We start from the raw sequence: 21491 nt of genomic DNA on the forward strand, positions 1-21491 counted from the left end.
TTAGTAAATTATATGAAAGTCATTTATCCGGGCACTTTTGATCCAGTGACTAATGGTCACCTCAATCTAATAGAACGTACTCACGAAATGTTTGATGAGGTTGTGATTGGCGTAGCCGCAAGCCCATCGAAGAACACCATGTTTTCATTGGAAGAGCGCGTTGCACTGATGCAGGACGTTGTAGCGCATTTACCTGGTGTGAAGGTAAAGGGGTTCTCTGGGTTATTAGTGGATTTCGCGAGAGATGAGCAAGCTAAGGTTCTTATTCGTGGTTTGCGAACAACGGTAGACTTTGAATACGAGTTTGGACTGACCAACATGTACCGAAAGCTATTACCAGGTATCGAAAGTGTATTTTTGACACCTGAAGAAGAGTTTGCATTTCTATCGTCGACTATCGTGAGAGAAGTGGCCATTCATGGCGGAAGTATCGATCAGTTCGTTCCCAAGCCAGTAGCCATCGCGATTGGGGAAAAACTGAATGAAAGACAGTAAATTCCCTTATTATTTCTCAAACGCTCTCTCGATACTTATCCCTCGTTTTGTATATCGAGCACAAGCAAAGCGTTTACTTTCGAATTTAACTGAAGCCGAGAAGCAACTCTGCCTTGAGCGGGTAAACTATTACAACAAGTGTGAAACGCCGTTTTCAGTCGATAGCCGAGAACAAAGTTACGCGACTGTCGATACATTCAAAAAAACGAAAGGTTGGACGTATTTTTTCGATCTTCGCCAAGTTGTACGCTATTTCCCTTCCAGTTTTGCGTTTAACTACATCAACGGTGATGTTACACACATTCCCAATGTACCGAGCTTTATAAAAAGCCGCCCTATTTTTGGTAGCAACCAAAATTCAGTGGTATTGAAACTCAACCAAGTTCGTCATTTTAAATTTGTTGATGATCCTATTCGCTATCAAGATAAAAAGGACATGGTCGCTTGGCGTGGTGTGGGTTTTCAGCCTCATCGTCAAAAGGTGATTCATGCGTTCTACAACCATCCGCAATGCAACATTGGCCAGACCCGCCCGGTAGAAGGGCAGCCTTGGGAAAAAGGCTTTATGAGCATTGAGGAGCAACTTCAATACAAGTTCTTGTTGTGTATAGAAGGCAATGATGTGGCCACCAACCTTAAGTGGGCTATGTCGTCTAACTCCTTGGTTATTATGTCAAAGCCAAAATATGAGACTTGGTTTATGGAAGGTAAGTTAGAGGCTGGTGTCCACTATGTTGAAGTGAAGGATGACTATTCGGATTTGCCCGAAAAGATGGACTATTATCTAGCGAATGAGCAAGAAGCATTAGCGATCATTGAAAATGCGCACCAGTGGGTTGAGCAGTTCAAAGATAAACGTAAAGAGCGTTTGATCTCATTGATGGTTGCCGATAAGTACTTCGCTTTATCTCACCAACAATAAAAAAGGGGCGTTTCGCCCCTTTTTTATAATCTTAAGCTTCTAGAAATTGTTCAACACCATTCTCACAGCGTTTAAGCTTGTTTTTAATGGTGTTCTCTAAAATCTCGTCATTTTGTCCGAGTGACGCACGAGAGTTTTCTACGTGGTACAAGTGGTAGCCTACACCTGCGAATTTTAGGTAAAGACGTGACTTACCCGCATTCAACATGCGATGAACAAACTCGCTGTCTTCGCGTCCCCATCCAACAAAATCTTGGTTGAAGCCGTTGACCTCTAAGACATCTTGTCGCCAAAACGCCATGTTGCAGCCGCGAGTGGCTTTATCGTTATTACGCTCGTAAGAGAACCATTTCGATAGCAAGGCGTTGGTGATGCAGTTTTTACGATTGCGAATGCCTTTGCTGAAAATGGAAGGCACTAAGCCGTTTTCCATGATGGCCTTGCTGCAGCTTTCATCCGTTAACACACGTCCACCCTGCACAAACCAATTTGGTTTTGCGACTTGCTTATGTGATTCAATAAACGTTTGGGACAGCACCATGTCTCCATCAATCATGATGAGGTAGTCACCTGATGCTTTGGCGATCGCACGGTTGCGGCTCATTGAAAGCTGAAAGCCATTATCCTCGTGCCAGCTATGAATAAGTGGTACGGGAAAGCCGTCACGCAGTTGGTCGATCATTGCTTTGGTATCGTCTCGAGAACCGTCATCTGCAACGATGACTTCATCAGGCAAAACGGTTTGACGTTTCACGCTTTCTAACACCGCTTTTAATGCTTCTTTCCAGTTGTAAGTGGTGATAATTAAAGTCGTTTTCATGATTTTTTTGCCTGTTCACGTAAGTAGAGGTCGATATATTTTACAAAAGTAGAGTGCATGCTTAGCCAAGCTAGAATGAAACCATGTTTGCCATCAAGGAAGCCTCGTTTGAGAACATACATCTTCAAAAAGCTCGCAAGAGCGTGAACGATAGCGGTCGTTAAACCCGCTTTCTTTTTACCTTCACGTTCATCCGTCCAGGCCTTGAGGTAGCCAGTGGTTTTATTGATGTAATGATGAAGGTGCTCGTAAGTGTAGTGATGCAGTCGACCATCCAGTTTTTCAGTTTGATAGTTTTTCTCATCAACTTTTTCATGAACGAGCGAATCATTATATTGTGTATATTCGGTGCGATATAAGCGCACAATCCAGTCTGGAGACCAACCAGAATGGTAGATGAACTTACCAAACGCTGAGCTTAGTCGATTAAGTTTGTATAAAACGTTCGGCTTATTGGCTGATACCGCGTGTAAGATACTTTCTTTTAGCTCTGGAGTGACTTGTTCGTCTGCATCAAGCCATAAAACGTAGTCTGCCGTAACGTATTGCTGCGCAAGTTGGCGTTGTTTACCGAAACCTGGCCAATCTAGGTTGGTGTAAAACTTATCTGTGTATTGTCGGGCGATTTCTTCGGTGCGATCGGTGCTGCCCGAGTCTAGAAGGACAATCTCATCGACCCAATCTTTTACTGTGTCTAGACAAGCTTGTAAGTGCTTCTCTTCATTTTTTACAATTAAGGCAACGGCTAAGGTTGGTTTGGACAAGGTCATTTCCTTCTTAACAAATCAAGACAGTAAGTTTACTGGTATTGAGGATACAAATCTTCTAAGACTTGATCGAACATGCTCATTACTTGAGTGCTGGTAATGCGGTTCATTGCCGTTTCATCTTTAGCGCGAGTTCGCCAGCTTAACTCGTGACTGTTTTTACCTGTTTCCGCAAAGATCGTTTCTTCATACACTGAGACAACGTATTTTAGATAACGGTAAGGTCCTACTCGCAGCGGATTATGGTGTGCATAGAGCCCGATGATTGGCGTTTTCATGGCATTCGCCATGTGTGCTGGTCCGGTATCGGGGGCGATGACCATTTCAACCTTATCTATTAACGAAAGCATTTGCAGAATTGAACTTTGTCCAACTAAATTTAGACACGGTTCTTCCAAGCGAGATTGAATGGCTTCAGCCAAATCCAGTTCAACTTGAGCTGGGCTACCTGCCAGAATCACGTTCCAGCCTTTAGCTCTGGCGTGATGAATCACATCCACATAACCTTCCGCGTTCCAGTTTTTATAAGCTTTGCTCGCACCAGGCACAATCAGCAGGTTAGGTTTATTACGAGAAATATGAGACTCTGCCCAAGCTTGGTCGTGATCTGAATAAGAAAGTACCCAGTCCAGTTCTGCCTTTGGTACTCCAATTTGATGGGCAAAGGCCATTAAGCCATCTGCGACATGCAAAGATTGCGGGGAAGGCACTTTGACATTGGTAAATAGCGTCTGAAAATCTTGGCTTCTATCAGAAGAGAAACCAAGTTTGTATTTTGCTTTAATGCCCAACGTTGCGACACTCGCTCGAATCGCGTACTGCATATGCAATAGCGCATCAAACTCTCTGCCTTTCAGCTGTCGCCAAAGCGATTTGTAGCCATCGAGTCCCGCTTTTTTATCAAAAACAATCACTTCTACGCCATCAATGGCGGCTAATAACTGGGCTTCAAGTTTACCCGTTATCCAAGTAATCTGAGTCGAAGGCCAGTGTTTCTGAACAGCTTGAACGGTGGCGATGGTATTGCAAACGTCTCCAATAGCGGACAAACGCAAGATGCATAATGACGATGGGGCAGAAGTGAACATAATTATTGTCTGATTCGATGAATAGAAGCAGGTAAATTATGCAGACATCCCCAATAAATGTAAAATACACGGCTCGAATATAGCTAAGTACTGATAAGTGTTCTGCAATGTCAAAGATAACACCGCATCAATCGCAAGAATCTGGCAAGCCGGGTAATACCGGGCTAAAGCGCATCGTTAAAGCGACGGGTTATTCGATCCAAGGATTAAAAGCGGCTTTTAAGCATGAAGCCGCCATTCGACAAGAGTTGGCTCTGTTGAGTTTCGCTGTGATTTTGGCTTGGCTAGTGGATGTCGGCATGGTTGAGCGTATCTTAATGATCGGGGTCGTGGTGTTAGTCTTGATTGTAGAGCTTGTGAATTCAGCTATTGAGGCTGTGGTTGATCGTATCGGTATTGAGCGGCATGAACTCAGTGGTCGAGCTAAAGACATAGGCTCTGCTGCCGTTATGGTTGCATTGGCGTTCGCCGGATTTACTTGGTTGTATATATTAACCAGCCGATATTTAGGCTAGGGGGTAAGCGCGTGACTCAACAGTATCAAAACAACAACCAAATGATCTGGTTTGATGACGAGATCCTTACAGACCCTAGCCAACCGATATTTGATGCGGAATACTGGCAGTCCTTAGACAAGGTGGTTGGCAGTGCGACGGGGCGAGGCACGACATGGTTTATCCAACTAGAGAACATGCAAGCAGCACTGCGTCATTACCGTCGTGGCGGTTTGTTTGGGAAGTTGGTTAACGATCATTATTGGTTCTCTGGCTGGGATAACACCCGTAGTGCGCAAGAGTTTCAGCTTTTATTGGCGCTAATCGAGGCTGGGGTGCACGTTCCTCGTCCAATTGCAGCAAGAGCCGTAAAGTCAGGGTTCTTCTATCAAGCTGATTTATTAAGTGAGCGAATCCCGAATGCCAGAGATCTGGTGAGCATCTTGCAAGAACAATCCTTATCGGCAGAAATATATCAGAAAATAGGGCAAGAAATTGCCAAGATGCATCAGGTTGGCGTTAACCATACCGACTTGAATATCCATAATATCTTGATCGACGACAAAGATAAGGTATGGATTATCGATTTTGATAAGTGTCGTTTTGAAACTTCTGGTGACTGGAAGCAACAAAACCTAGATAGATTAAAGCGCTCTTTTGAGAAAGAATTAAAAAGTAAGAATATTATTTGGTCTAAAACGGACTTTGATGAACTCGTAAGTGCCGTTGTGAATTTTTAGGATATGTAAAGTGAGGACATTGCTGAGAGTTTATACCTAGTGCAACACATTTGTCTAAGTGCTAAAATATCGCAATTAGCATTCTAAATTATTTGAGGTACAGGTTTCGAACCTGAACAAGAAAGAGCATATTATGTTGAATTCAAAAACAGTCTTAATTACAGGTGGCACCGGTTCGTTCGGTAAACAGTTCATTAAAACCATTCTTGGACGCTATCCAGAAGTTAAAAAAATCATCATTTTCTCTCGTGATGAACTAAAACAGTTTGAGCTGAAACAAAAGTATCCTGCAAAAGACTTTCCTCAACTTCGCTTCTTCATTGGTGATGTGCGTGACCAAAATCGTATGATTCAAGCTTGTGAAGGCGTTGATGTCATCATCCATGCCGCGGCGATAAAGCAAGTTGATACTGCAGAATATAACCCAACTGAGTGTATACGAACTAATATTACGGGCGCAGAGAACGTTATTAATGCGGCGTTACATTGCGGTGTAAAAGATGTTGTAGCTCTTTCCACAGACAAAGCGTGCGCTCCCATAAACCTTTATGGTGCAACGAAACTGGCTTCTGATAAGTTGTTCACTGCCGCCAATAACATCAAAGGCTCTAAAGATATCCGTTTCAGCGTTGTACGTTATGGTAATGTCATGGGCTCTCGTGGTTCAGTGATCCCATTCTTTTTGAGCAAACGTGAAGAAGGTATTCTACCAATCACTCATGAAGATATGACGCGTTTCAATATCTCATTGCAAGATGGTGTGAATATGGTGATGTACGCTCTGGAAAATCACTTAGGTGGTGAGATTTTTGTACCGAAAATCCCATCTTACAAAATCTTAGATATCGCTGAAGCTATTGCTCCTGAGTGTGAAACTAAAGTGGTTGGTATTCGTCCTGGTGAGAAGCTCCATGAAGAGATGATCACTGATACTGATTCTCTAAACACGATCGATCTAGGTAAATACTATGCAATTCTGCCTTCTGTTTCGTTCACTTATACAGAGAAAGAATACCTCGAACACCACAAAGCTGAAAAAGTACCGTTTGGTTTTAAATACAACTCAGGTACGAATACAGAGTGGGAAAGTATTGAAGGCCTACGAGAGCTAATCAAAGAGCACGTTGACCCAAACTTTACAGTGTGAGAACAGTTGTGATTCCTTACGGCAAGCAAGATATTAATCAACAAGACATTGATAGTGTTATTGATGTTTTGAACTCGGATTTTCTGACTCAGGGGCCTCAAGTACCAGCATTTGAGCAAGCACTTATCAATCATACAGGTGCAAGTTACGCGTTGGCTGTGAACAGCGCTACATCAGCATTACATATCGCCTGTCTTGCTCTGGGGTTAGGTGAGGGGGATTGGCTTTGGACGTCTCCTATTACCTTCGTAGCGTCAGCAAACTGTGGTTTGTACTGTGGTGCACAGGTCGACTTCGTAGATATTGACCCTAATACTTACAACATGTGTCCAAAACGCCTTGAGGAAAAGTTAATCAAAGCGAAAGCTGAAGGTAAGCTTCCGAAAGTTGTTGTTCCGGTTCATTTATGTGGTCAACCATGCGATATGGTGGCGATCGCTAGACTGGCGAAAGAGTACAACTTCAAAGTTATAGAGGATGCCTCACATGCAATTGGCGGTAAATATCAAGGCTTGCCGATAGGGAATTGCGAATACTCTGATATGACCGTATTTAGCTTCCACCCAGTAAAAATTGTAACGACAGCTGAAGGTGGTGCAGTAATGACCAACCAGAAGGCTTTGTCTGACAAGATGACTTTGCTTCGCAGTCACGGTATTACTCGTGACCTTGCTCAGATGGAGGGGGAAAGTCATGGTGGTTGGTATTATCAACAGGTTGATTTAGGTTTTAACTACCGCATGACCGAGCTTCAGGCTGCACTGGGTGTATCTCAGATGAATCGTTTAGACGATTTTATTACCGCTCGCCATCACCTTGCAGATCGTTACAATCAGCTATTGAAGTCTTTACCAGTGGTATTACCATATCAATTGGAGAACACCTACTCAGGACTTCACCTATATGTAATACGTTTGCAGTTGGACAAGATCTCTTTAACACACAAAGAGGTGTTTGACTCGCTGAGAGTTAGAGGTATTGGAGTCAATCTGCACTACATCCCAGTCCATACTCAACCTTACTATGAAAAAATGGGCTTCAGTGAAGGTGATTTCCCGGAATCAGAGCGCTATTACCGCGAAGCTATTTCTCTTCCCATGTTCCATGCGATGAGTGAAGATCAGCAAGATACGGTTGTTCAAGTTCTTACTGATGTATTGCAGGGGCGTTAATGAAAGTCGCTATTATTCCTGCACGTGGCGGTAGTAAGCGCATACCGAGAAAAAATATCAAAGTATTTCATGGTAAACCTATGATTGCTTACTCTATTGAAGCTGCCATTGCCTCTGGTTGCTTTGATAAAGTAATCGTTTCGACTGACGATGCGGAAATTGCAGACGTTGCTCAGGCTCACGGTGCTCATGTTCCATTTCTACGTCCAGCAGATATCTCCGATGACTATGCTACAACAATGGATGTCATGGCTCATGCCATACATTGGTGTCAAAATGAAGGTTGGGATATTGACGCTGTATGTTGTTTATATGCGACGGCTCCGTTTGTATTGCCTAAGGATTTACAACAAGGCTATACACTTTTGCAAGGCGAAGGTGTGCAATTTGCTTTTAGTGCTACCTCATTTCCATTCCCAATCCAACGCGCGATTAAACTTGATTCTGACGGTTCAGTTTCGATGTTTTCACCTGAAAATGAACAAGTGAGATCTCAAGACCTCGAAGAAGCTTATCACGATGCGGGACAGTTTTATTGGGGGAAAACCAGAGCATTTTTAGAAAAGTACTCTATTTTTTCTCCTCACTCGAAAGCCGTACTTTTACCTCGTAATCGAGTTCAAGATATTGATACTCAGGAAGATTGGGAGCTTGCTGAGTCCTTGTTTTCTGTGCTAAAGCCCACTAATTAACAATTAGGATGAAGTATGAAGGTTGTTTTTCGAGTAGATGCATCTCTGTTGGTTGGTAGTGGGCATGTTATGCGTTGTCTCGTCTTGGCTGAAGAATTTGCGAACAAAGGATATAACATCGAGTTTGCTTGTTCTCCATTGGACGGAGACATGCGCGAGTTTATTCGTGAACGTGGATTTCAGGTGACAACTCTTGCCAAACCAAGAGACGTTATTGAACCACTTCACGATGCTGATTATGCAGCCTGGCTTCAAAAGAGCGTATCTGAAGATGTACAAGATTTCCTAACAGAAATCACTTATGCAGATCTTGTTGTTACTGATCACTATGCAATCGGGATTGAATGGCAAGAGCAAGTTATCGCTTCGTTAGATTGCCGAATGCTTGCTATTGATGATCTCGGGCGATGCCATAAAGCTGACTTGATCTTGGATCAAACTCTAGGACGTGATGAAGCTGATTACTCTGAATCTCAATCTAGAGTCTTAGCGGGCAGTGAATTCGCTTTATTGAGGGCAGACTTCGCGAGTAAGCGAGAATCAGCTCTTTCTAGAGAGATTTCTAACAATCCTCTGAAAGTGCTGGTATCGATGGGCGGGGTTGATGCTCCTAACGCAACTTTCAAAGTATTAGAATCCTTATACGGCAAAGTAGAAGCCAAGTTTACTGTATTGCTATCGCCAAGAGCGCCTCACTTTAACCAAGTTAAAGAATGGTGTTCATCTAGAGCTGACGTTTCGCACCTTGAGTTTGTCTCCGATATGGCAAGCTTAATGCTAGAGCATGACATTGCTATAGGCGCTCCAGGTACCACAAGTTGGGAAAGAGCTTGTCTTGGATTACCCAGCGTAATCGTTCCTTTAGCAGATAACCAGCAACTAATCTGTAAACAGCTAGTAAAACATTCTGCGGCGTTAAAGGTTGATATCGAGGATATTCCTAGTCGGTTGCAAAGTGAACTCCTGACCGTTGCGAAGCAGTGGCACCAGTTCAAAGATGCAAATCTTTCCCTGTGCGATGGGCGTGGCGCACGCCGAGTTTCTTATGAGGTTGAGTTGTTACTTGATGAAACAGTTGATGGATTATCTCTAAAGCCTGCTTCGCAAGAAGATATCGCGTTGATTTATGATTGGCAGTCTCACCCAGAGACGAGAAAGTACGCATTGACTCCTAAGGTCCCTACATGGGATGAGCATCAGGCCTGGATGTTTAAAAAACTAAAATCAGCCTCTGACTACTTTTACATGATAGTTAATAGGGGGGATGACAATAAAGTTGGAGCGGTGCGCTTAGATAGAATAGAACCCGGACATTATTTGGTATCAATATTTCTAGACCCTAAAAGCTATGGGAAAGGGATCGCAATTAAAGCTTTAAGTGTTGTAGATTCAATTCATCCAGATGTCACTCTGCATGCTACGGTGTTACAAGCAAATAGTGCATCTCAACGACTCTTCCAGAAATGTTGCTACCAACAAGTCGGTGAAGAAAATTACGTTCGACGACCAATTGATTGAGGCAAAATGAGACCATTTATTACCATTGACGGCCGTAAAGTTGGGCCTGACTTCCCTCCTTATATCATCGCAGAATTATCCGCTAACCATAATGGGGATATTAATCGCGCTTTCCAAATCATGGAAGAAGCGAAGAAGGCGGGCGCAGATGCGATAAAATTACAAACCTATACTCATGAAACTATTACTATGGATTGTGACTCTGAAGAGTTTCAAATTCATGGTGGTTTATGGGATGGGCAGACTTTGTATGAGTTATATAAAGGAGCTCATATGCCATGGGAATGGCATAAGCCGTTATTCGAAAAAGCTCGAGAGTTAGGTATCACTATCTTTAGTTCTCCTTTCGATTTTAGCGCGGTAGAGCTTTTAGAAGAGCTCGATGCTCCGGCCTATAAGATTGCTTCGTTTGAAGTGATTGACTTACCTCTTATTAAACGTGTTGCCCAAACAGGCAAGCCAATGATCATTTCAACGGGAATGGCGAATCAAGAAGAGATTGCTGAAGCGATCAAGACAGCAAAAGATAATGGTTGTCAGGAGTTGGTGGTGCTTCATTGTGTCAGTGGTTACCCAGCACCTGCAGACCAATACAATCTAAGAACGATTGCAGATATTGCCGAGCGTTTTGATGTTCTTTCAGGTTTATCTGACCACACTATTGATAACGCGACAGCAGTGACATCTATCGCCCTTGGTGCTTGCTTAATTGAGAAGCATGTAACAATGGATCGCAATGGTGGTGGCGCTGATGATAGCTTCTCACTGGAGCCTCTAGAGTTACAGGCATTGTGTAAAGATACGAAAACAGCGTGGCAAGCTCTTGGTAAGGTTAATTATGAAAGAACTGAAGCGGAAAAAGGTAATGTGAAGTTTCGTCGCTCTCTTTACATTGTGAAAGATATTAAAGAGGGCGAAATATTAACGCCAGAACATGTTCGTAGTATTCGTCCCGGATTTGGTCTAGCACCAAAGTATTATGATGAAGTGATTGGAAAAACTGTAAAAAAGAATATTAGTCGTGGAACTCCAGTCTCTTTTGAACTTATCTAACGGTTATAACTAAGTTCAATCCTCTTTTGATATTCTAATAGAGAGTAAAAAATCACACACTCCTATCTATACTTTAAAAGTAGTGTGTGATTTTTAGAAAGTAGTAATAAATTGAAAGGTAAGACGATTAAAGAGGCTTTAAGTGCTTTAATGATGAGTTTTTATTTTCTAGTCTAGACATAAGCAATACCTAGCTGAGCATTGCTTATGTTTGGTTAAAAAGTAGAACTACGATTTTATTGATTTTAAGTAATGTTTTGTATATTTACTCTCTATTTTTTGTAGTAGAGACTTCTTCCTTTTTATTTCTTTGCCATTTATATAGCCTTTCTTGTTATTAAACGAATATCCGTGAACCTTGAATCCTGGATTTATCATATGGCTTGCCATTTTTAGGCAACCTAATTTATTATCTATTGGCTCCAAATCGCTTTCTATTAAGGTAATTAGTTCTTTGGTTGATGTTGGGTTGTAAGTTATATTTAAATGTCGATAGAAACAGTTACCTAATAGGATTGATGGTTTGCTCCAGTATGTCGCCTCTACACCAATACTACTACCAAATGTTATAATTGCATCGCAATTATACATTAGATTATAAGTTGAAATTTTACTTTCAGGTGGAATTACAACAAAGTTATCACTTTTTAGTGCCAATAGTTTTTCTAGGTAAGATTTTTGAGTGCCACGAAGATTTGGGTGAATCCTAAGATAGAAAATAATATTATGATCCTTCGCGTAATTAGAAATAAACGTAAGGCCTTCATATTGGTTTTTAAATAATCTGTTTTCTTCCCAGCTTCCTCCAATGGCCATAAATTCATCTTCTGAACTATTGAATATAGCGATCTTCTTTTTTTTTGGATCCCAGTTGTCAGGTAAGAGGTCTTTATTCTGCTGTTTGGTATAAGACTCTTCATTGCTAAATAGTGATTTTGCTCTATTATTGAAAAATTCTATCGCTCTTTGTTCAGTCTTTGCATAGCCCAGGTTTTTAAACAAGCTTTCTACTAAATATCCATTATATGCAATATCATGAGGCATTGCATTTTCAAAAATCATTGCATTTTCTTTGCTAAAGTTTAACTCAACAACAGTAACGGGGATATTTTTTATTTTTGCTAAATCAAAAAAACTACGATAAGTATTCAAACGAGAGTTAAATAATACGAACTTATCAAATGAAAAATGTTGTTGTAACTGCACAACAGAATCGGTTAGCTTACAGGCAGTAGACAGATATTTATCTATAATTAATCTGGTTTTTTTATTACTATAGTCAATATCAACACTACGTGTAAGAGATGCATAACTAGATAAGGCTGAGTAGCCCACATTTGTACTTTTATATTTAATAGCTTTTAGTTCTTCAGTGGAATGGTAGTTAAATTTATAACTTCTTAATCCTAAAGTTTCCTCGTGTTTATAGCCACCGATAAGGTGAGACAACGCTTCTCGAGTCCGACGTTTACAAGAACGGCAGGTAGATGGAAGGCCTAGAGGATTGTATAAGCAGCTATCATCGGAACCCGAGCAAGTTAATATCGTAATATCATTACCTTGCTTAATCAGTTCATTAGTATAGCTAAGCGTTATTTCTAGGTTTGGACTATGAGCTCCAATTGGAAGTTGGACTAAGATTTTATTAGTCATTTTGCCTCTCAAATACGATAAAAACTAGAAAAGAGTTATTCATTAATAATGGGGTTGAATTTTTATATTAGATACTTATATTTTGTTAAGAGTTCTATTTAATGCGCCTTTATTTTCTTTTAGCCACAAGTTAGCTCTATGAACACTTTTTGACGCTGTGTTACATGATAGAATGATTAGTATTGTTTCTGCTAAGGATGTAAAATCATTAATTAGGTAGATCGCCTTACATTCACGAAGACTATTTATTATTTCTATAAAGTTGAAGTAGCTTGGTCCATTGATAGTTGGTTTAGAGAGTGCAATAGGCTCTAGCACATTATGACCACCGACTTTATCTCCGATTAGACTGCCACCCATAAAGCAGATGTCTGCTGCACCCATCAAAGTTAGCATCTCACCCATAGTATCGCCGAGATATACTTGAGTATTTGTCTCTACTGCATGCCTTGAAGTACGACGCACAGTGTTAAAGCCTTGCTGTTGGCAAAGCGTGAATACATCATCAAATCGTTCTGGATGGCGAGGAACCAAAACGAGTAAAGCATTTGGATGAGATTTTAAAACTTGTCTATGTGCATCTAATACCTGTTCGTCCTCGCCTTTGTGGGTGCTAGCTGCAATCCAAATCGGACGATCGTCTCCAAGCTGGGCTCGAAGCTGCTGTCCTTGCTGTTTCACTTGTTCTGATATTTGAATATCGAACTTAATAGAACCGGTAACGGATAGTTTCTTTTTCTCGACGCCTAAGCGTTCAAAGCGCTCGGCATCTGAAGCTGTTTGGCAGAGTACTTGAGTTAGGCATGGATGAAGTTGGTTAAAAAGCCGCTGTATTTTGGCGTAGTTCTTACACGATTTTTCAGATAGGCGCGCATTCACGACAGTTATAGGGATACCCGCTTTGTGAACATTGTGAAGCGTGTTTGGCCACAGTTCAGTCTCAATGATCAACATCTGTTTTGGTTGCACTGCTTTAAGAAAACCTTTGATAGCGAACCCAAAGTCAATTGGCATATAGCGGTGTTCAACTAAATCACCCAACTTAGCAATCTGTTCAGCTCCGGTACTTGTTGTTGTAGTAACTAGAATAGATTGTTCGGGGTTTTGTTCCTTAAGGGCTTTGATTAAAGGTGTTGCTGCTATGCTTTCACCAACAGATACGGCATGTATCCAAATAGGTTTGTCGTTGCTTTTTAGCTTGGGAGTTATGCCAAAGTGCTCTTTCCAGCGAGAGCCGAACTTAGGCTTGTTTGGTTTGCTCTTGTACAAACCAAATAAAAGCAGCGGTGACGCTAGAGCGAGTAGTAAGGTATAAACAATACGAACTAACATGAGCTTATCGTAATGGCGTCAAGTTTTTGGATACTATCTAGCACTTGCTTAGGCGAAAGTTCTGTCAAGCACTTAAGGTGTTTGTATTGACATTCGCGCTGGAAACAAGGGCGACAATCAATATCGGTATGAACAATCTCCACCTTTTCTGCGAGTGGAGGTGTGTACTTCGGTGAAGTTGAACCATACACGGCAACAACATTACAGCCAACAGCAGCTGCCACATGCATTAAGCCGGAGTCGTTCGCGACAACAGTCTTACATGCAGCAAGTAGATCGACCGCTTCAATTAAGCTGGTTTGGCCTGCTAGAACATGAATGTGCTTATGGAATTGCGTCGGAACAAGTGCGCGAATATTGTTACAAGTCTCTAAGTCCTTTTGAGAACCAAACAACCAGATTTGATGTCCAGATCGAGCCATTTGCGTCGCAACTTCAGCGTAGTGTGTTTCTGGCCATTTCTTGGCAGGACCAAATTCTGCTCCTGGACACAGTCCAATAGTTGGTTGGCCTTGCGTTAAGTTGAACTTTTTGATCGTGGCTTGTTGCTCAGCTGCGTTGATTGCAAGGCGTGGGCGAGGTAAGGTTTCAAGCCCGCCAAGAGAGTTAGAGCCCACCATTTCTGATTTTGGATAAGCTAACGCTACATAGCGCTCTACCATGTACTGAAAAGACTTCATGTTAGGGCGTAAGTCATTCAATAAACCATAGCGCATTTCTCCCTTCCAGCCAGTACGAAGAGGAATGTTGGCAAACCATGGGATCAGTGCTGATTTCGCTGATTTAGGCAAGATATAGGCGTGGTCATATTGCTTTTCACGTAATGATTTACCAATTTCCCTGCGGCCTAATAAGTTAAATTCACCATGACCGATAGGCATTTCAATCGCTTGGTGGATTTCTGGCATACGCTCAAGAATCGGTTTACACCATCCTGGAGCGATAACGTCAATTTGGCTATCTGGATGACGTTGCTTTAATACGATATATAACGATTGCGACATTACCATATCGCCGACCCACGCAGGGCCAATGACTAAAATCTTCATGCTTTGTTTTTCCAGTATAGGAATTTCAAAATTGACTCATAAGTTCTAAAAAGTTCAGCGTATATTTTATTCGCAAGAGTCATTTTGGATTTATCTTTTCTTTTACCACCAATCGTCGAAGCAATCTCAGCTCTAGTAAAAAGATCTGGAGACACGCTGTAAACTTGAACACCATGTTTCCATGGTTTTTCCATGTAGTCATCGACTGGTTCAATAAACTCTTGAGCATGCATAACAAACTTTGAGGCTGCTTTAGGTGTGACGATATAAGCGGTGGTACCACAAGTTCCAGCAGAGTAGCCCCCTAGCATATGATTATCATCAATAGGTACGATAGGGGTGAATACACGCTTCTGAGTGGCAGACAACTTGATGTAGTCATAATTAGCAGTCAATGGAAGGGTATGTTCGAGTACTTGCTTTAGCCCCTCTACGGGGTCGACGTTGTCTTCTAAGATGACGATCGGTTCATCAAGCTCAATACAGCGAACCCACAACTCGTAATGGCTTGCAAAACAGGCGACCTCACTAGTTTTTAATTGATACCCTTTGCGGCGTAGAGTAATGGTTGGACGACTTTTTTCTGAATGAAGAAAACTGTTAACAGAGCCATCTACGGCATCAAAAAATTCAAACGTAATGCCTTGTTGTTTTAACTTTTCTTCAATACGTTCTCGGCGATCCAGCGATCGAGCCAAGCTTACGACAAATACTTTCACTGCACTTTCCAGTCGCTGTTATATCTTGGTTTAAACAAATTGTAATAGTTATTGCCGTCTTCTTGAGAGTGCAGCAACTGCAGTACCCACATATATTGTTCGGGTTTATCACCGACAAAATATTCAATGGCTTCATTACAGGTACGAGCGTCTTGCTCTTCGCCTTTATCCAGCTCAAACGCTGGTAAAATCTCAATATCAAACGTACCATCTTCAGTGTTCATCGACGCAAATAGAGGCAGTACTTTTGAGCGTGATAGTTTCGCTATTTTGCCTAAACCAGGTAGCGTTGCTTTACGTGTAGCAAAGAAATCTACGAACACACTATGCTCTGGGCCGTGATCTTGATCGGGTAGATAATACCCCACATAGCCATCTCGAATGGATTTCAGAAAAGGCTTAATGCCACCTGAGCGTTCATAAACACGACCACCGTATTGAACTCTTTGCTTGTGCATCAGCCAGTCAGCAACATCATTCTTTTGTTTCTTCGCCATTGCAGAAACTGGCATTCCCATTGAAGCGAGCAAGATAGCAGGCACATCAATTGCCCAAGAGTGGGGAACCATTAAAATCACATTTTCGTTGTTATCAATGTGCTGTCGTAAAATGTCTAGGCCGCGAATTTGGCAACGGTTCTGAAGCCACTTTGGTGAGCGTAAACTTAGTAACCCGAAGCGAAAAAAGAACATGGCCGCTGTGTAGAGTGTTTTTTCTATCAAAGCTTCACGTTCTTGGAACGACTTTTCCGGAAAACACAGCTCAAAGTTAACCCTCGCTCGGTGAGCTGGCCCCTTGTGGGATTTCGACAGTTTTTTGGCTATGGTTTTCGCCAACCACTTTTGTAAACCCAGTGGCATTAATGATAAAGGTAAAAATAAGATAATGCCTAACCACGTGCCCCAGTACTTAGGCGACAGAAAGTGGCGCTTAAACTCAGGGTTATATGCTTTAGGGTCGAAGTCATCACGTTTTATGGTCATGGCGTGTCTAGTTACCTATTCGTGTACGGGCGAAGTGGTTTAAATGAGAAAAAAGATAGTTAGGAATGATACAGGCTATTGCATTTGAGTAAAGGTGGCAGGTTATGGTTCTACCACCTTGTGGTGCTTAACTGTTTTGGATAGTCAAGTATTCGGCAACGCCTTCTGCAACTGTCTTGAATTCAACATCACAGCCTGCGGTGCGCAGTTTGGTCAGATCCGCTTGTGTGAATTCTTGGTAAGCGCCTTTTAGGTGCTCAGGGAATGGGATGGTTTCAATTTGGCCTTTGCCATGATGCTTGATAACTGCTTTTGCTACCTCTTCAAAAGATTCAGCACGGCCAGTACCACAGTTAAAAATGCCTGATACGCCGTTTTCTAAGAACCACAGGTTTACTTTACAGACATCACCAACGTAAACGAAGTCGCGTTTGAATGATTCGCTGCCCGCGAACAATTTAGGATTTTCACCTGCGTTAAGTTGGTTGTTTAGGTGGAACGCAACTGATGCCATGCTACCTTTGTGGTCTTCACGTGGGCCATATACGTTGAAGTAGCGGAAGCCGGTGATTTGAGAAAGGGTCTCACCATGTTCTTCAGCGTCTTGCCATAGGCGACGAACGTAGTTATCAAACTGCTGTTTCGAGTAACCGTATACATTCAGTGCGCCTTCGTATTCACGTTCTTCAACGAAAGTATCGGTATCGCCGTAAGTGGCTGCAGAAGAAGCGTATAGGAATGGAATCTCGCGATCTAAACAGTAATGAAGCAGCTCTTTAGAGTACTCGTAGTTGTTTAGCATCATGTACTTACCATCCCACTCAGTCGTTGCAGAGCAAGCACCTTCGTGGAAAATTGCCTCAATCGGACCAAAATCATCGCCCGCCATAATTTGGGTCAGAAAGTCGTCACGATCCATGTAATCTGTGATGTCCAGATCAACTAAGTTCTTAAACTTTTTGCCATTTTTTAGGTTGTCGACAACCAGGATATCGTTAATACCAGCTTCGTTTAGTGCTTTAACAATGTTGCTGCCGATCATGCCAGCGCCACCAGTTACGATGATCATAGAACTTCCACCATAGATTAAAATTTTCTCAGGAATTCTAGCAAGAAACGAAAAGTAGCGCTATTGGAAGCAGGAAGATAGGTTTTAGTCTTCTATGACTCAGTATCTGGATATGAAAAGGGAGCCGCAGCTCCCTTGATTACTTTATTATTCCACATCCGAACGGTTAGGTCTTTGGTACCAAGGATTTCGTTCGTCGGTTAACTCAATTAAGCTGTATTTGCGGCCGAGCTTCTGCCCTCCGTCACGAGTAAGAGGCTGCCAACTAAAGTTCGCACGATTGTTACTTGGCTTAACGGTCATGATGTCAAACGGAATCGACAAGTAGAAACCTTTAGTAAAGCTACCTTCACCAAATTCGTCCGCAGACAAGTCTGTAAATGAGGCAAAGGCGCCAGCAATTACGCCACTCTTGAACTGCTTAGAAACATTGATTTGTGTACCAACATCGCCAACTAGGAACTGACCAACATCGACTTGGATCATCAAATCTTGCAGGAATTCCCATTGAGGGTAGTAGTAACCAGATACAAAACCAGTGAATCCTTTATCAATAACTTGGAATGGACGTCCATATTCTGGCACGTTTTGCCATTTCTCATCGTAAACACCGAAGTAACTTTGTGGATCACGTTGAGAAATTAAGTTGACGTCAGCGCCAATCGCCCAGTTAGCTCCTTGTGGTCGGTAAAGAAACTCGGTACCGACTCCTGCAAACATGCTTTCCAGATAGCCAGCGTAGAATTGCTGAACCATGGTATCGGAATACTCTTGGAACCAAGTCAATTGTAAGTTTGACATGGTTACAGCATGCTCATTTTGGTAAGCACGGAACATGGTACGAACCCTGGGAACGGTAGTACCATCAGGTGGAGTGACATAATTAAACTTATCGTAGTTGTTATACCAATCCCAGTATAACGAGCCGCCTATTTCAAGGTTGTCCGTCAGCCAGTATGAGGCATTACCGCTTAATCCTACACTAAAGAGGTAGAAGTCTTCTGCGTTACCGAGAGTTTGAACAAGCTTCGGTGCAAAGCCCCAATCAAAACGTTCAAAACCATCATAGACAGATTCTCCACTTGGCTTATTGTTAGCTTTTGCGGTTGCATCTTCTATTTTGGGGTTGATGTAATTAACTTGGGCAAAGTCGCGATATTTCTCCTTGGAAATAATCGTTTGTTCGCCGACTAAGCCTCGGCTACGTTCATTGATCGCATAGGTATCAATATCTTCAGGCATTCCATTATGAAGTACAGCCGCCGCTTTTTCATGTGCCTCTGTACGGTCACGATATTTCTTCTGCTCACCAACGACAGTTACGGTGTTGTCATCAACATAAATGCGAGTGTTTTGGTAACCCGCAATTTTGTCTAAATCTTCTGTTACACGTTCCCAATCAACATCAGACAGTTCTTCAGGCTGGCTATCTTCGATTTCTGGTGTTGGTGTGTCTCGCCAGAATGATGGCATGTCATTGAAATTAGTGTTTAGCGTTAAGCCCGCGACCAACGTGTCGCCGCGTTCATAACTTAAACGAAAGTCGGCCATTCCGATACGGTAGAGCACACCAAAGTTCCATGGCGTGTGGGGAGACATATCTACACCGGCCTGAACTACAGGGTAGTCTGTGCTGTAATCGTTGCCGTCGTATTCAAGCTTGAAGCGAAGAGGCTTATGAAGAGTTTGATATTCAATACCACCAAAAAGGGCAGCAGGGCCTTTAAAGGCTCTATCGAAGTTAGTTGTTCCGCCAGTAGATAGAAATTCGGAAGGCCTATTACAGAATTTGTCTGATGCTTTACAAAAAGGATTTGTGACTGTATCTCTAGTTCCTAGGTAGCCCCAGCCCATACCCAAAGTAAAATCAAAAGCACCTAATTTCGAATTAGAATATCGTTTTGTCGCTGCAATAAACTCAGCATCAAAAAGGCCGGTACCAGCAAAGTCTCTCACTCCTAGGGCAATTTCTGGCATGTATTCAGATTCTTCCCATAATCTAAATTTAAAATCTATCCCCTTGTCTGTATATTCATTGTCAACATCGGGGAAGGATGACGAATAAGGCAGATCGTGAACTCGAGTGTACCGGATAGTTGTTTCTAACCACGGCATGAGTTGCAGAGTCACATTGTAAAAAAGGTACTCATCACTACCTGTTACCGAAAAGTTGAATTCCCCTTCAGGAGCCATACGTCCGGTTGGCATCTGCATTAAGCCAACACCACCAAAGTCAGATTGAGAAGGCTGTAACGAGGGAGCCTCAAAGGGTATTTCTTGAGCCCAAACCAATGCTGGGCCCATTAAAGAAAGGGTTAAGCTTTTTCTAATTGGCATCATTGTGGTCTCTTTATTGAATTTGGTATCAGTTGAGTGAGTAGTCGGACAATATCTTGGTCCATTTCGGAGTATTCAAGATCACCAAACGGGACATATACCAATGTCAGCGGTGGTAAGTAATATTGTGTTGTTAACCAAGCTCCGTGATGCGGCTTAACTACATGACCATCTGGGTAGATCAACACTGGCGGTGTTGATAACGTACCAATATTACTTTTCAAACTCTCTATTTGTGTCTGCAAAGGGATGCCTGCTTGCTCCTTAATGGAATACACGCTATTTAGGTTTCCCAGGAAGTACACTTTTTCTTCGCGTAGAGGGCTTGCGAGCAGGTAATTGCCGCGCAACAGAGGGTTGTCGAATTTATTTAGTCGAATTTTATCAACATCGATCGCAGACAGTAATCGTGGTGCAAAGCTCTGCTTCTGAATGAATTTGTAGAATGGATGTGCAACCAAATTGTGTTGAATCATTTGATTGAGCACCGAGTTCTTTAAGGCGGTAGAGGTCTTATTAGCTCGTTCCGATTTATCAAACAAAGTAGTACCAAGAGGGTATTGCAGCGAGACGCTTTGCTCCTTAGCAAGTGCTAACACACTTTCTAAACGAGCCGGCCCTTGAAATTGTAGCTGTTTACCTACCTCCAATAACTCAACATTTAATGACTGTGTAGTAGAGGTTTCTGTTTGAGCGAAGCTATGTATGCTCAAAAATGGCATGATCAAACCGAATAATGTGAGTAGTCGCTTGCTCATGATTTGCTATACCCCTTTAAAATGGTTAACTCAACCGGAATCATATTTGGCCCTAGATGTTGTAAGATCTTAACAACCTGACCTTGTTCATTGACCCAATAGTAGTTTTCGACCGACTGAGAAAGGCTGCTAAACTCAACGACTTCTTTATATACGTCGGTCATGGTGTTAGAAATAGGTGTAGTCAACGTTTCTTTGCCTGCATAAAAGCGATTCACATTTGCAGGAAAGCCATAACGATATTGTTTTACCCAATCGTATGAGAGTGTGTAGCTCATGGAGGCTGAATCTGAAGAAAAATCTGGCACGTCACCATAAACACCCGCTAAGTCCCCATTTTGTAGACCTATCGTTTTAACGATATGCCCATTCTCCGTAACGATCATAGCTTTGTCAGCACTTACCCATTTCAGTTGTATTTTTCCATTGAGAGGGTTTCGTTCCGCAAAAGCTAAAACAACAAACACCTGTTTTTGATTTCCAAGTTTCAAATAGGCACTGGCATAAGGAACGGCATTTATTTCTTCTGATGTCATCTCGACATCGATGTAGTTACCGTAGGCTTCTTGGACGGTTGCTGAAACATCATTGAATTTCTGTGTGCAACCAAAGAGTACAAGGAGTAGTGGAAGAATGAGGAGTTGGCGTATCCATTTAGGTATTCGGAAGATATTCATTGATCC

21 protein-coding genes are annotated in these 21491 nt (G+C 42.2%); 9 read left to right on the forward strand and 12 right to left on the reverse strand.

Annotated elements, in window-relative coordinates; all coding sequences use genetic code 11:
* Positions 1–12: 12 nt before the first annotated feature.
* Both coaD and R7P36_RS10360 read left to right on the forward strand, forming a co-directional pair.
* A complete protein-coding gene (gene coaD, locus R7P36_RS10355; protein WP_318122118.1) occupies positions 13–495 on the forward strand; it encodes a pantetheine-phosphate adenylyltransferase in 483 nt (160 codons plus the stop codon).
* The gene (locus tag R7P36_RS10360; protein WP_318122119.1) at positions 482–1417 is read left to right on the forward strand and encodes a glycosyl transferase family 90; all 936 of its coding nucleotides are present in this window, start codon (positions 482–484) and stop codon (positions 1415–1417) included. Before coaD ends, R7P36_RS10360 begins: the two co-directional genes overlap by 14 nt.
* 31 nt (positions 1418–1448) lie before the next feature.
* On the opposite strand, the gene R7P36_RS10365 is transcribed toward R7P36_RS10360, so the two are convergent.
* From R7P36_RS10365 to R7P36_RS10375, 3 genes are read right to left on the reverse strand one after another with little or no spacing between them, the layout of a single operon-like run.
* The gene (locus tag R7P36_RS10365; RefSeq protein ID WP_318122121.1) at positions 1449–2237 is read right to left on the reverse strand and encodes a glycosyltransferase family 2 protein; all 789 of its coding nucleotides are present in this window, start codon (positions 2235–2237) and stop codon (positions 1449–1451) included.
* Complete coding sequence (locus R7P36_RS10370) at positions 2234–3001, reverse strand: glycosyltransferase family 2 protein (RefSeq protein WP_005395793.1); 768 nt, start codon at positions 2999–3001, stop codon at positions 2234–2236. Before R7P36_RS10370 ends, R7P36_RS10365 begins: the two co-directional genes overlap by 4 nt.
* A 35-nt stretch (positions 3002–3036) precedes the next feature.
* Complete coding sequence (locus R7P36_RS10375) at positions 3037–4092, reverse strand: glycosyltransferase family 9 protein (RefSeq protein WP_318122122.1); 1056 nt, start codon at positions 4090–4092, stop codon at positions 3037–3039.
* Positions 4093–4199: 107 nt separating this feature from the next.
* On the opposite strand from R7P36_RS10375, the gene R7P36_RS10380 reads away from it, so the two are divergent.
* From R7P36_RS10380 to pseI, 7 genes are all read left to right on the forward strand, one after another.
* A complete protein-coding gene (locus R7P36_RS10380; protein ID WP_074191922.1) occupies positions 4200–4607 on the forward strand; it encodes a diacylglycerol kinase in 408 nt (135 codons plus the stop codon).
* An 11-nt stretch (positions 4608–4618) separates the two neighbouring features.
* A complete protein-coding gene (locus R7P36_RS10385; protein ID WP_213896809.1) occupies positions 4619–5326 on the forward strand; it encodes a 3-deoxy-D-manno-octulosonic acid kinase in 708 nt (235 codons plus the stop codon).
* A 133-nt stretch (positions 5327–5459) separates the two neighbouring features.
* Entirely contained in the window at positions 5460–6473 is a 1014-nt protein-coding gene (gene pseB, locus R7P36_RS10390) for a UDP-N-acetylglucosamine 4,6-dehydratase (inverting) (protein WP_213896810.1), read from the forward strand.
* Entirely contained in the window at positions 6470–7645 is a 1176-nt protein-coding gene (gene pseC, locus R7P36_RS10395; protein WP_213896811.1) for a UDP-4-amino-4,6-dideoxy-N-acetyl-beta-L-altrosamine transaminase, read from the forward strand. Before pseB ends, pseC begins: the two co-directional genes overlap by 4 nt.
* Entirely contained in the window at positions 7645–8337 is a 693-nt protein-coding gene (gene pseF, locus R7P36_RS10400; protein ID WP_213896812.1) for a pseudaminic acid cytidylyltransferase, read from the forward strand. The genes pseC and pseF overlap by 1 nt, the downstream gene beginning before the upstream one ends.
* A gap of 15 nt (positions 8338–8352) precedes the next feature.
* The gene (pseG, locus tag R7P36_RS10405) at positions 8353–9855 is read left to right on the forward strand and encodes a UDP-2,4-diacetamido-2,4,6-trideoxy-beta-L-altropyranose hydrolase (RefSeq protein WP_318122124.1); all 1503 of its coding nucleotides are present in this window, start codon (positions 8353–8355) and stop codon (positions 9853–9855) included.
* Positions 9856–9861: 6 nt separating this feature from the next.
* Positions 9862–10908 carry a pseudaminic acid synthase gene (pseI, locus tag R7P36_RS10410; protein WP_213896814.1) on the forward strand — a complete coding sequence of 349 codons (1047 nt, stop codon included), beginning with the start codon at positions 9862–9864 and terminating at the stop codon, positions 10906–10908.
* A 228-nt stretch (positions 10909–11136) separates the two neighbouring features.
* On the opposite strand, the gene R7P36_RS10415 is transcribed toward pseI, so the two are convergent.
* The 9 genes from R7P36_RS10415 to R7P36_RS10455 all read right to left on the reverse strand — a co-directional run bounded on the left by R7P36_RS10415 (position 11137) and on the right by R7P36_RS10455 (position 21485).
* On the reverse strand, positions 11137–12561 hold the full coding sequence (locus tag R7P36_RS10415; protein WP_318122125.1) for a hypothetical protein: 1425 nt from the start codon (positions 12559–12561) through the stop codon (positions 11137–11139).
* A gap of 75 nt (positions 12562–12636) precedes the next feature.
* Positions 12637–13893: a lipid IV(A) 3-deoxy-D-manno-octulosonic acid transferase gene (gene waaA / locus R7P36_RS10420; RefSeq protein ID WP_213896816.1), complete on the reverse strand. Its 1257-nt coding sequence runs from the start codon at positions 13891–13893 to the stop codon at positions 12637–12639.
* On the reverse strand, positions 13887–14942 hold the full coding sequence (gene waaF, locus R7P36_RS10425; RefSeq protein WP_213896817.1) for a lipopolysaccharide heptosyltransferase II: 1056 nt from the start codon (positions 14940–14942) through the stop codon (positions 13887–13889). Before waaF ends, waaA begins: the two co-directional genes overlap by 7 nt.
* Positions 14939–15661, reverse strand: a complete 723-nt coding sequence (locus R7P36_RS10430) for a glycosyltransferase family 25 protein (protein WP_164666560.1) — start codon at positions 15659–15661, stop codon at positions 14939–14941. The genes waaF and R7P36_RS10430 overlap by 4 nt, the downstream gene beginning before the upstream one ends.
* Positions 15658–16644 (reverse strand): lauroyl-Kdo(2)-lipid IV(A) myristoyltransferase, encoded by a 987-nt coding sequence (gene lpxM, locus R7P36_RS10435; protein WP_213896818.1) that lies wholly within the window; start codon positions 16642–16644, stop codon positions 15658–15660. Before lpxM ends, R7P36_RS10430 begins: the two co-directional genes overlap by 4 nt.
* Positions 16645–16771: 127 nt before the next feature.
* Positions 16772–17713 (reverse strand): ADP-glyceromanno-heptose 6-epimerase, encoded by a 942-nt coding sequence (gene rfaD, locus R7P36_RS10440; RefSeq protein ID WP_017634969.1) that lies wholly within the window; start codon positions 17711–17713, stop codon positions 16772–16774.
* A 147-nt stretch (positions 17714–17860) separates the two neighbouring features.
* Complete coding sequence (locus tag R7P36_RS10445) at positions 17861–20053, reverse strand: YjbH domain-containing protein (RefSeq protein WP_213896819.1); 2193 nt, start codon at positions 20051–20053, stop codon at positions 17861–17863.
* Positions 20050–20808, reverse strand: a complete 759-nt coding sequence (locus R7P36_RS10450; protein WP_065275036.1) for a capsule biosynthesis GfcC family protein — start codon at positions 20806–20808, stop codon at positions 20050–20052. The genes R7P36_RS10445 and R7P36_RS10450 overlap by 4 nt, the downstream gene beginning before the upstream one ends.
* Positions 20805–21485: a YjbF family lipoprotein gene (locus tag R7P36_RS10455; protein WP_005395815.1), complete on the reverse strand. Its 681-nt coding sequence runs from the start codon at positions 21483–21485 to the stop codon at positions 20805–20807. The genes R7P36_RS10450 and R7P36_RS10455 overlap by 4 nt, the downstream gene beginning before the upstream one ends.
* Positions 21486–21491 lie beyond the last annotated feature (6 nt).

Source organism: Vibrio sp. 397, from assembly GCF_033339395.1.
GTDB classification, from domain to species: domain Bacteria; phylum Pseudomonadota; class Gammaproteobacteria; order Enterobacterales; family Vibrionaceae; genus Vibrio; species Vibrio alginolyticus.

Excerpts from the sequence above, each read along its gene's own strand:
- coaD (WP_318122118.1), top strand. The coding sequence starts at position 13 with ATGAAAGTCATTTATCCGGGCACTTTTGATCCAGTGACTAATGGTCAC.
- R7P36_RS10360 (WP_318122119.1), top strand. The coding sequence starts at position 482 with ATGAAAGACAGTAAATTCCCTTATTATTTCTCAAACGCTCTCTCGATA.
- R7P36_RS10365 (WP_318122121.1), bottom strand. The coding sequence starts at position 2,237 with ATGAAAACGACTTTAATTATCACCACTTACAACTGGAAAGAAGCATTA.
- R7P36_RS10375 (WP_318122122.1), bottom strand. The coding sequence starts at position 4,092 with ATGTTCACTTCTGCCCCATCGTCATTATGCATCTTGCGTTTGTCCGCT.
- R7P36_RS10380 (WP_074191922.1), top strand. The coding sequence starts at position 4,200 with ATGTCAAAGATAACACCGCATCAATCGCAAGAATCTGGCAAGCCGGGT.
- pseB (WP_213896810.1), top strand. The coding sequence starts at position 5,460 with ATGTTGAATTCAAAAACAGTCTTAATTACAGGTGGCACCGGTTCGTTC.
- pseF (WP_213896812.1), top strand. The coding sequence starts at position 7,645 with ATGAAAGTCGCTATTATTCCTGCACGTGGCGGTAGTAAGCGCATACCG.
- pseG (WP_318122124.1), top strand. The coding sequence starts at position 8,353 with ATGAAGGTTGTTTTTCGAGTAGATGCATCTCTGTTGGTTGGTAGTGGG.
- pseI (WP_213896814.1), top strand. The coding sequence starts at position 9,862 with ATGAGACCATTTATTACCATTGACGGCCGTAAAGTTGGGCCTGACTTC.
- R7P36_RS10415 (WP_318122125.1), bottom strand. The coding sequence starts at position 12,561 with ATGACTAATAAAATCTTAGTCCAACTTCCAATTGGAGCTCATAGTCCA.
- waaA (WP_213896816.1), bottom strand. The coding sequence starts at position 13,893 with ATGTTAGTTCGTATTGTTTATACCTTACTACTCGCTCTAGCGTCACCG.
- waaF (WP_213896817.1), bottom strand. The coding sequence starts at position 14,942 with ATGAAGATTTTAGTCATTGGCCCTGCGTGGGTCGGCGATATGGTAATG.
- lpxM (WP_213896818.1), bottom strand. The coding sequence starts at position 16,644 with ATGACCATAAAACGTGATGACTTCGACCCTAAAGCATATAACCCTGAG.
- rfaD (WP_017634969.1), bottom strand. The coding sequence starts at position 17,713 with ATGATCATCGTAACTGGTGGCGCTGGCATGATCGGCAGCAACATTGTT.
- R7P36_RS10445 (WP_213896819.1), bottom strand. The coding sequence starts at position 20,053 with ATGATGCCAATTAGAAAAAGCTTAACCCTTTCTTTAATGGGCCCAGCA.
- R7P36_RS10450 (WP_065275036.1), bottom strand. The coding sequence starts at position 20,808 with ATGAGCAAGCGACTACTCACATTATTCGGTTTGATCATGCCATTTTTG.
- R7P36_RS10455 (WP_005395815.1), bottom strand. The coding sequence starts at position 21,485 with ATGAATATCTTCCGAATACCTAAATGGATACGCCAACTCCTCATTCTT.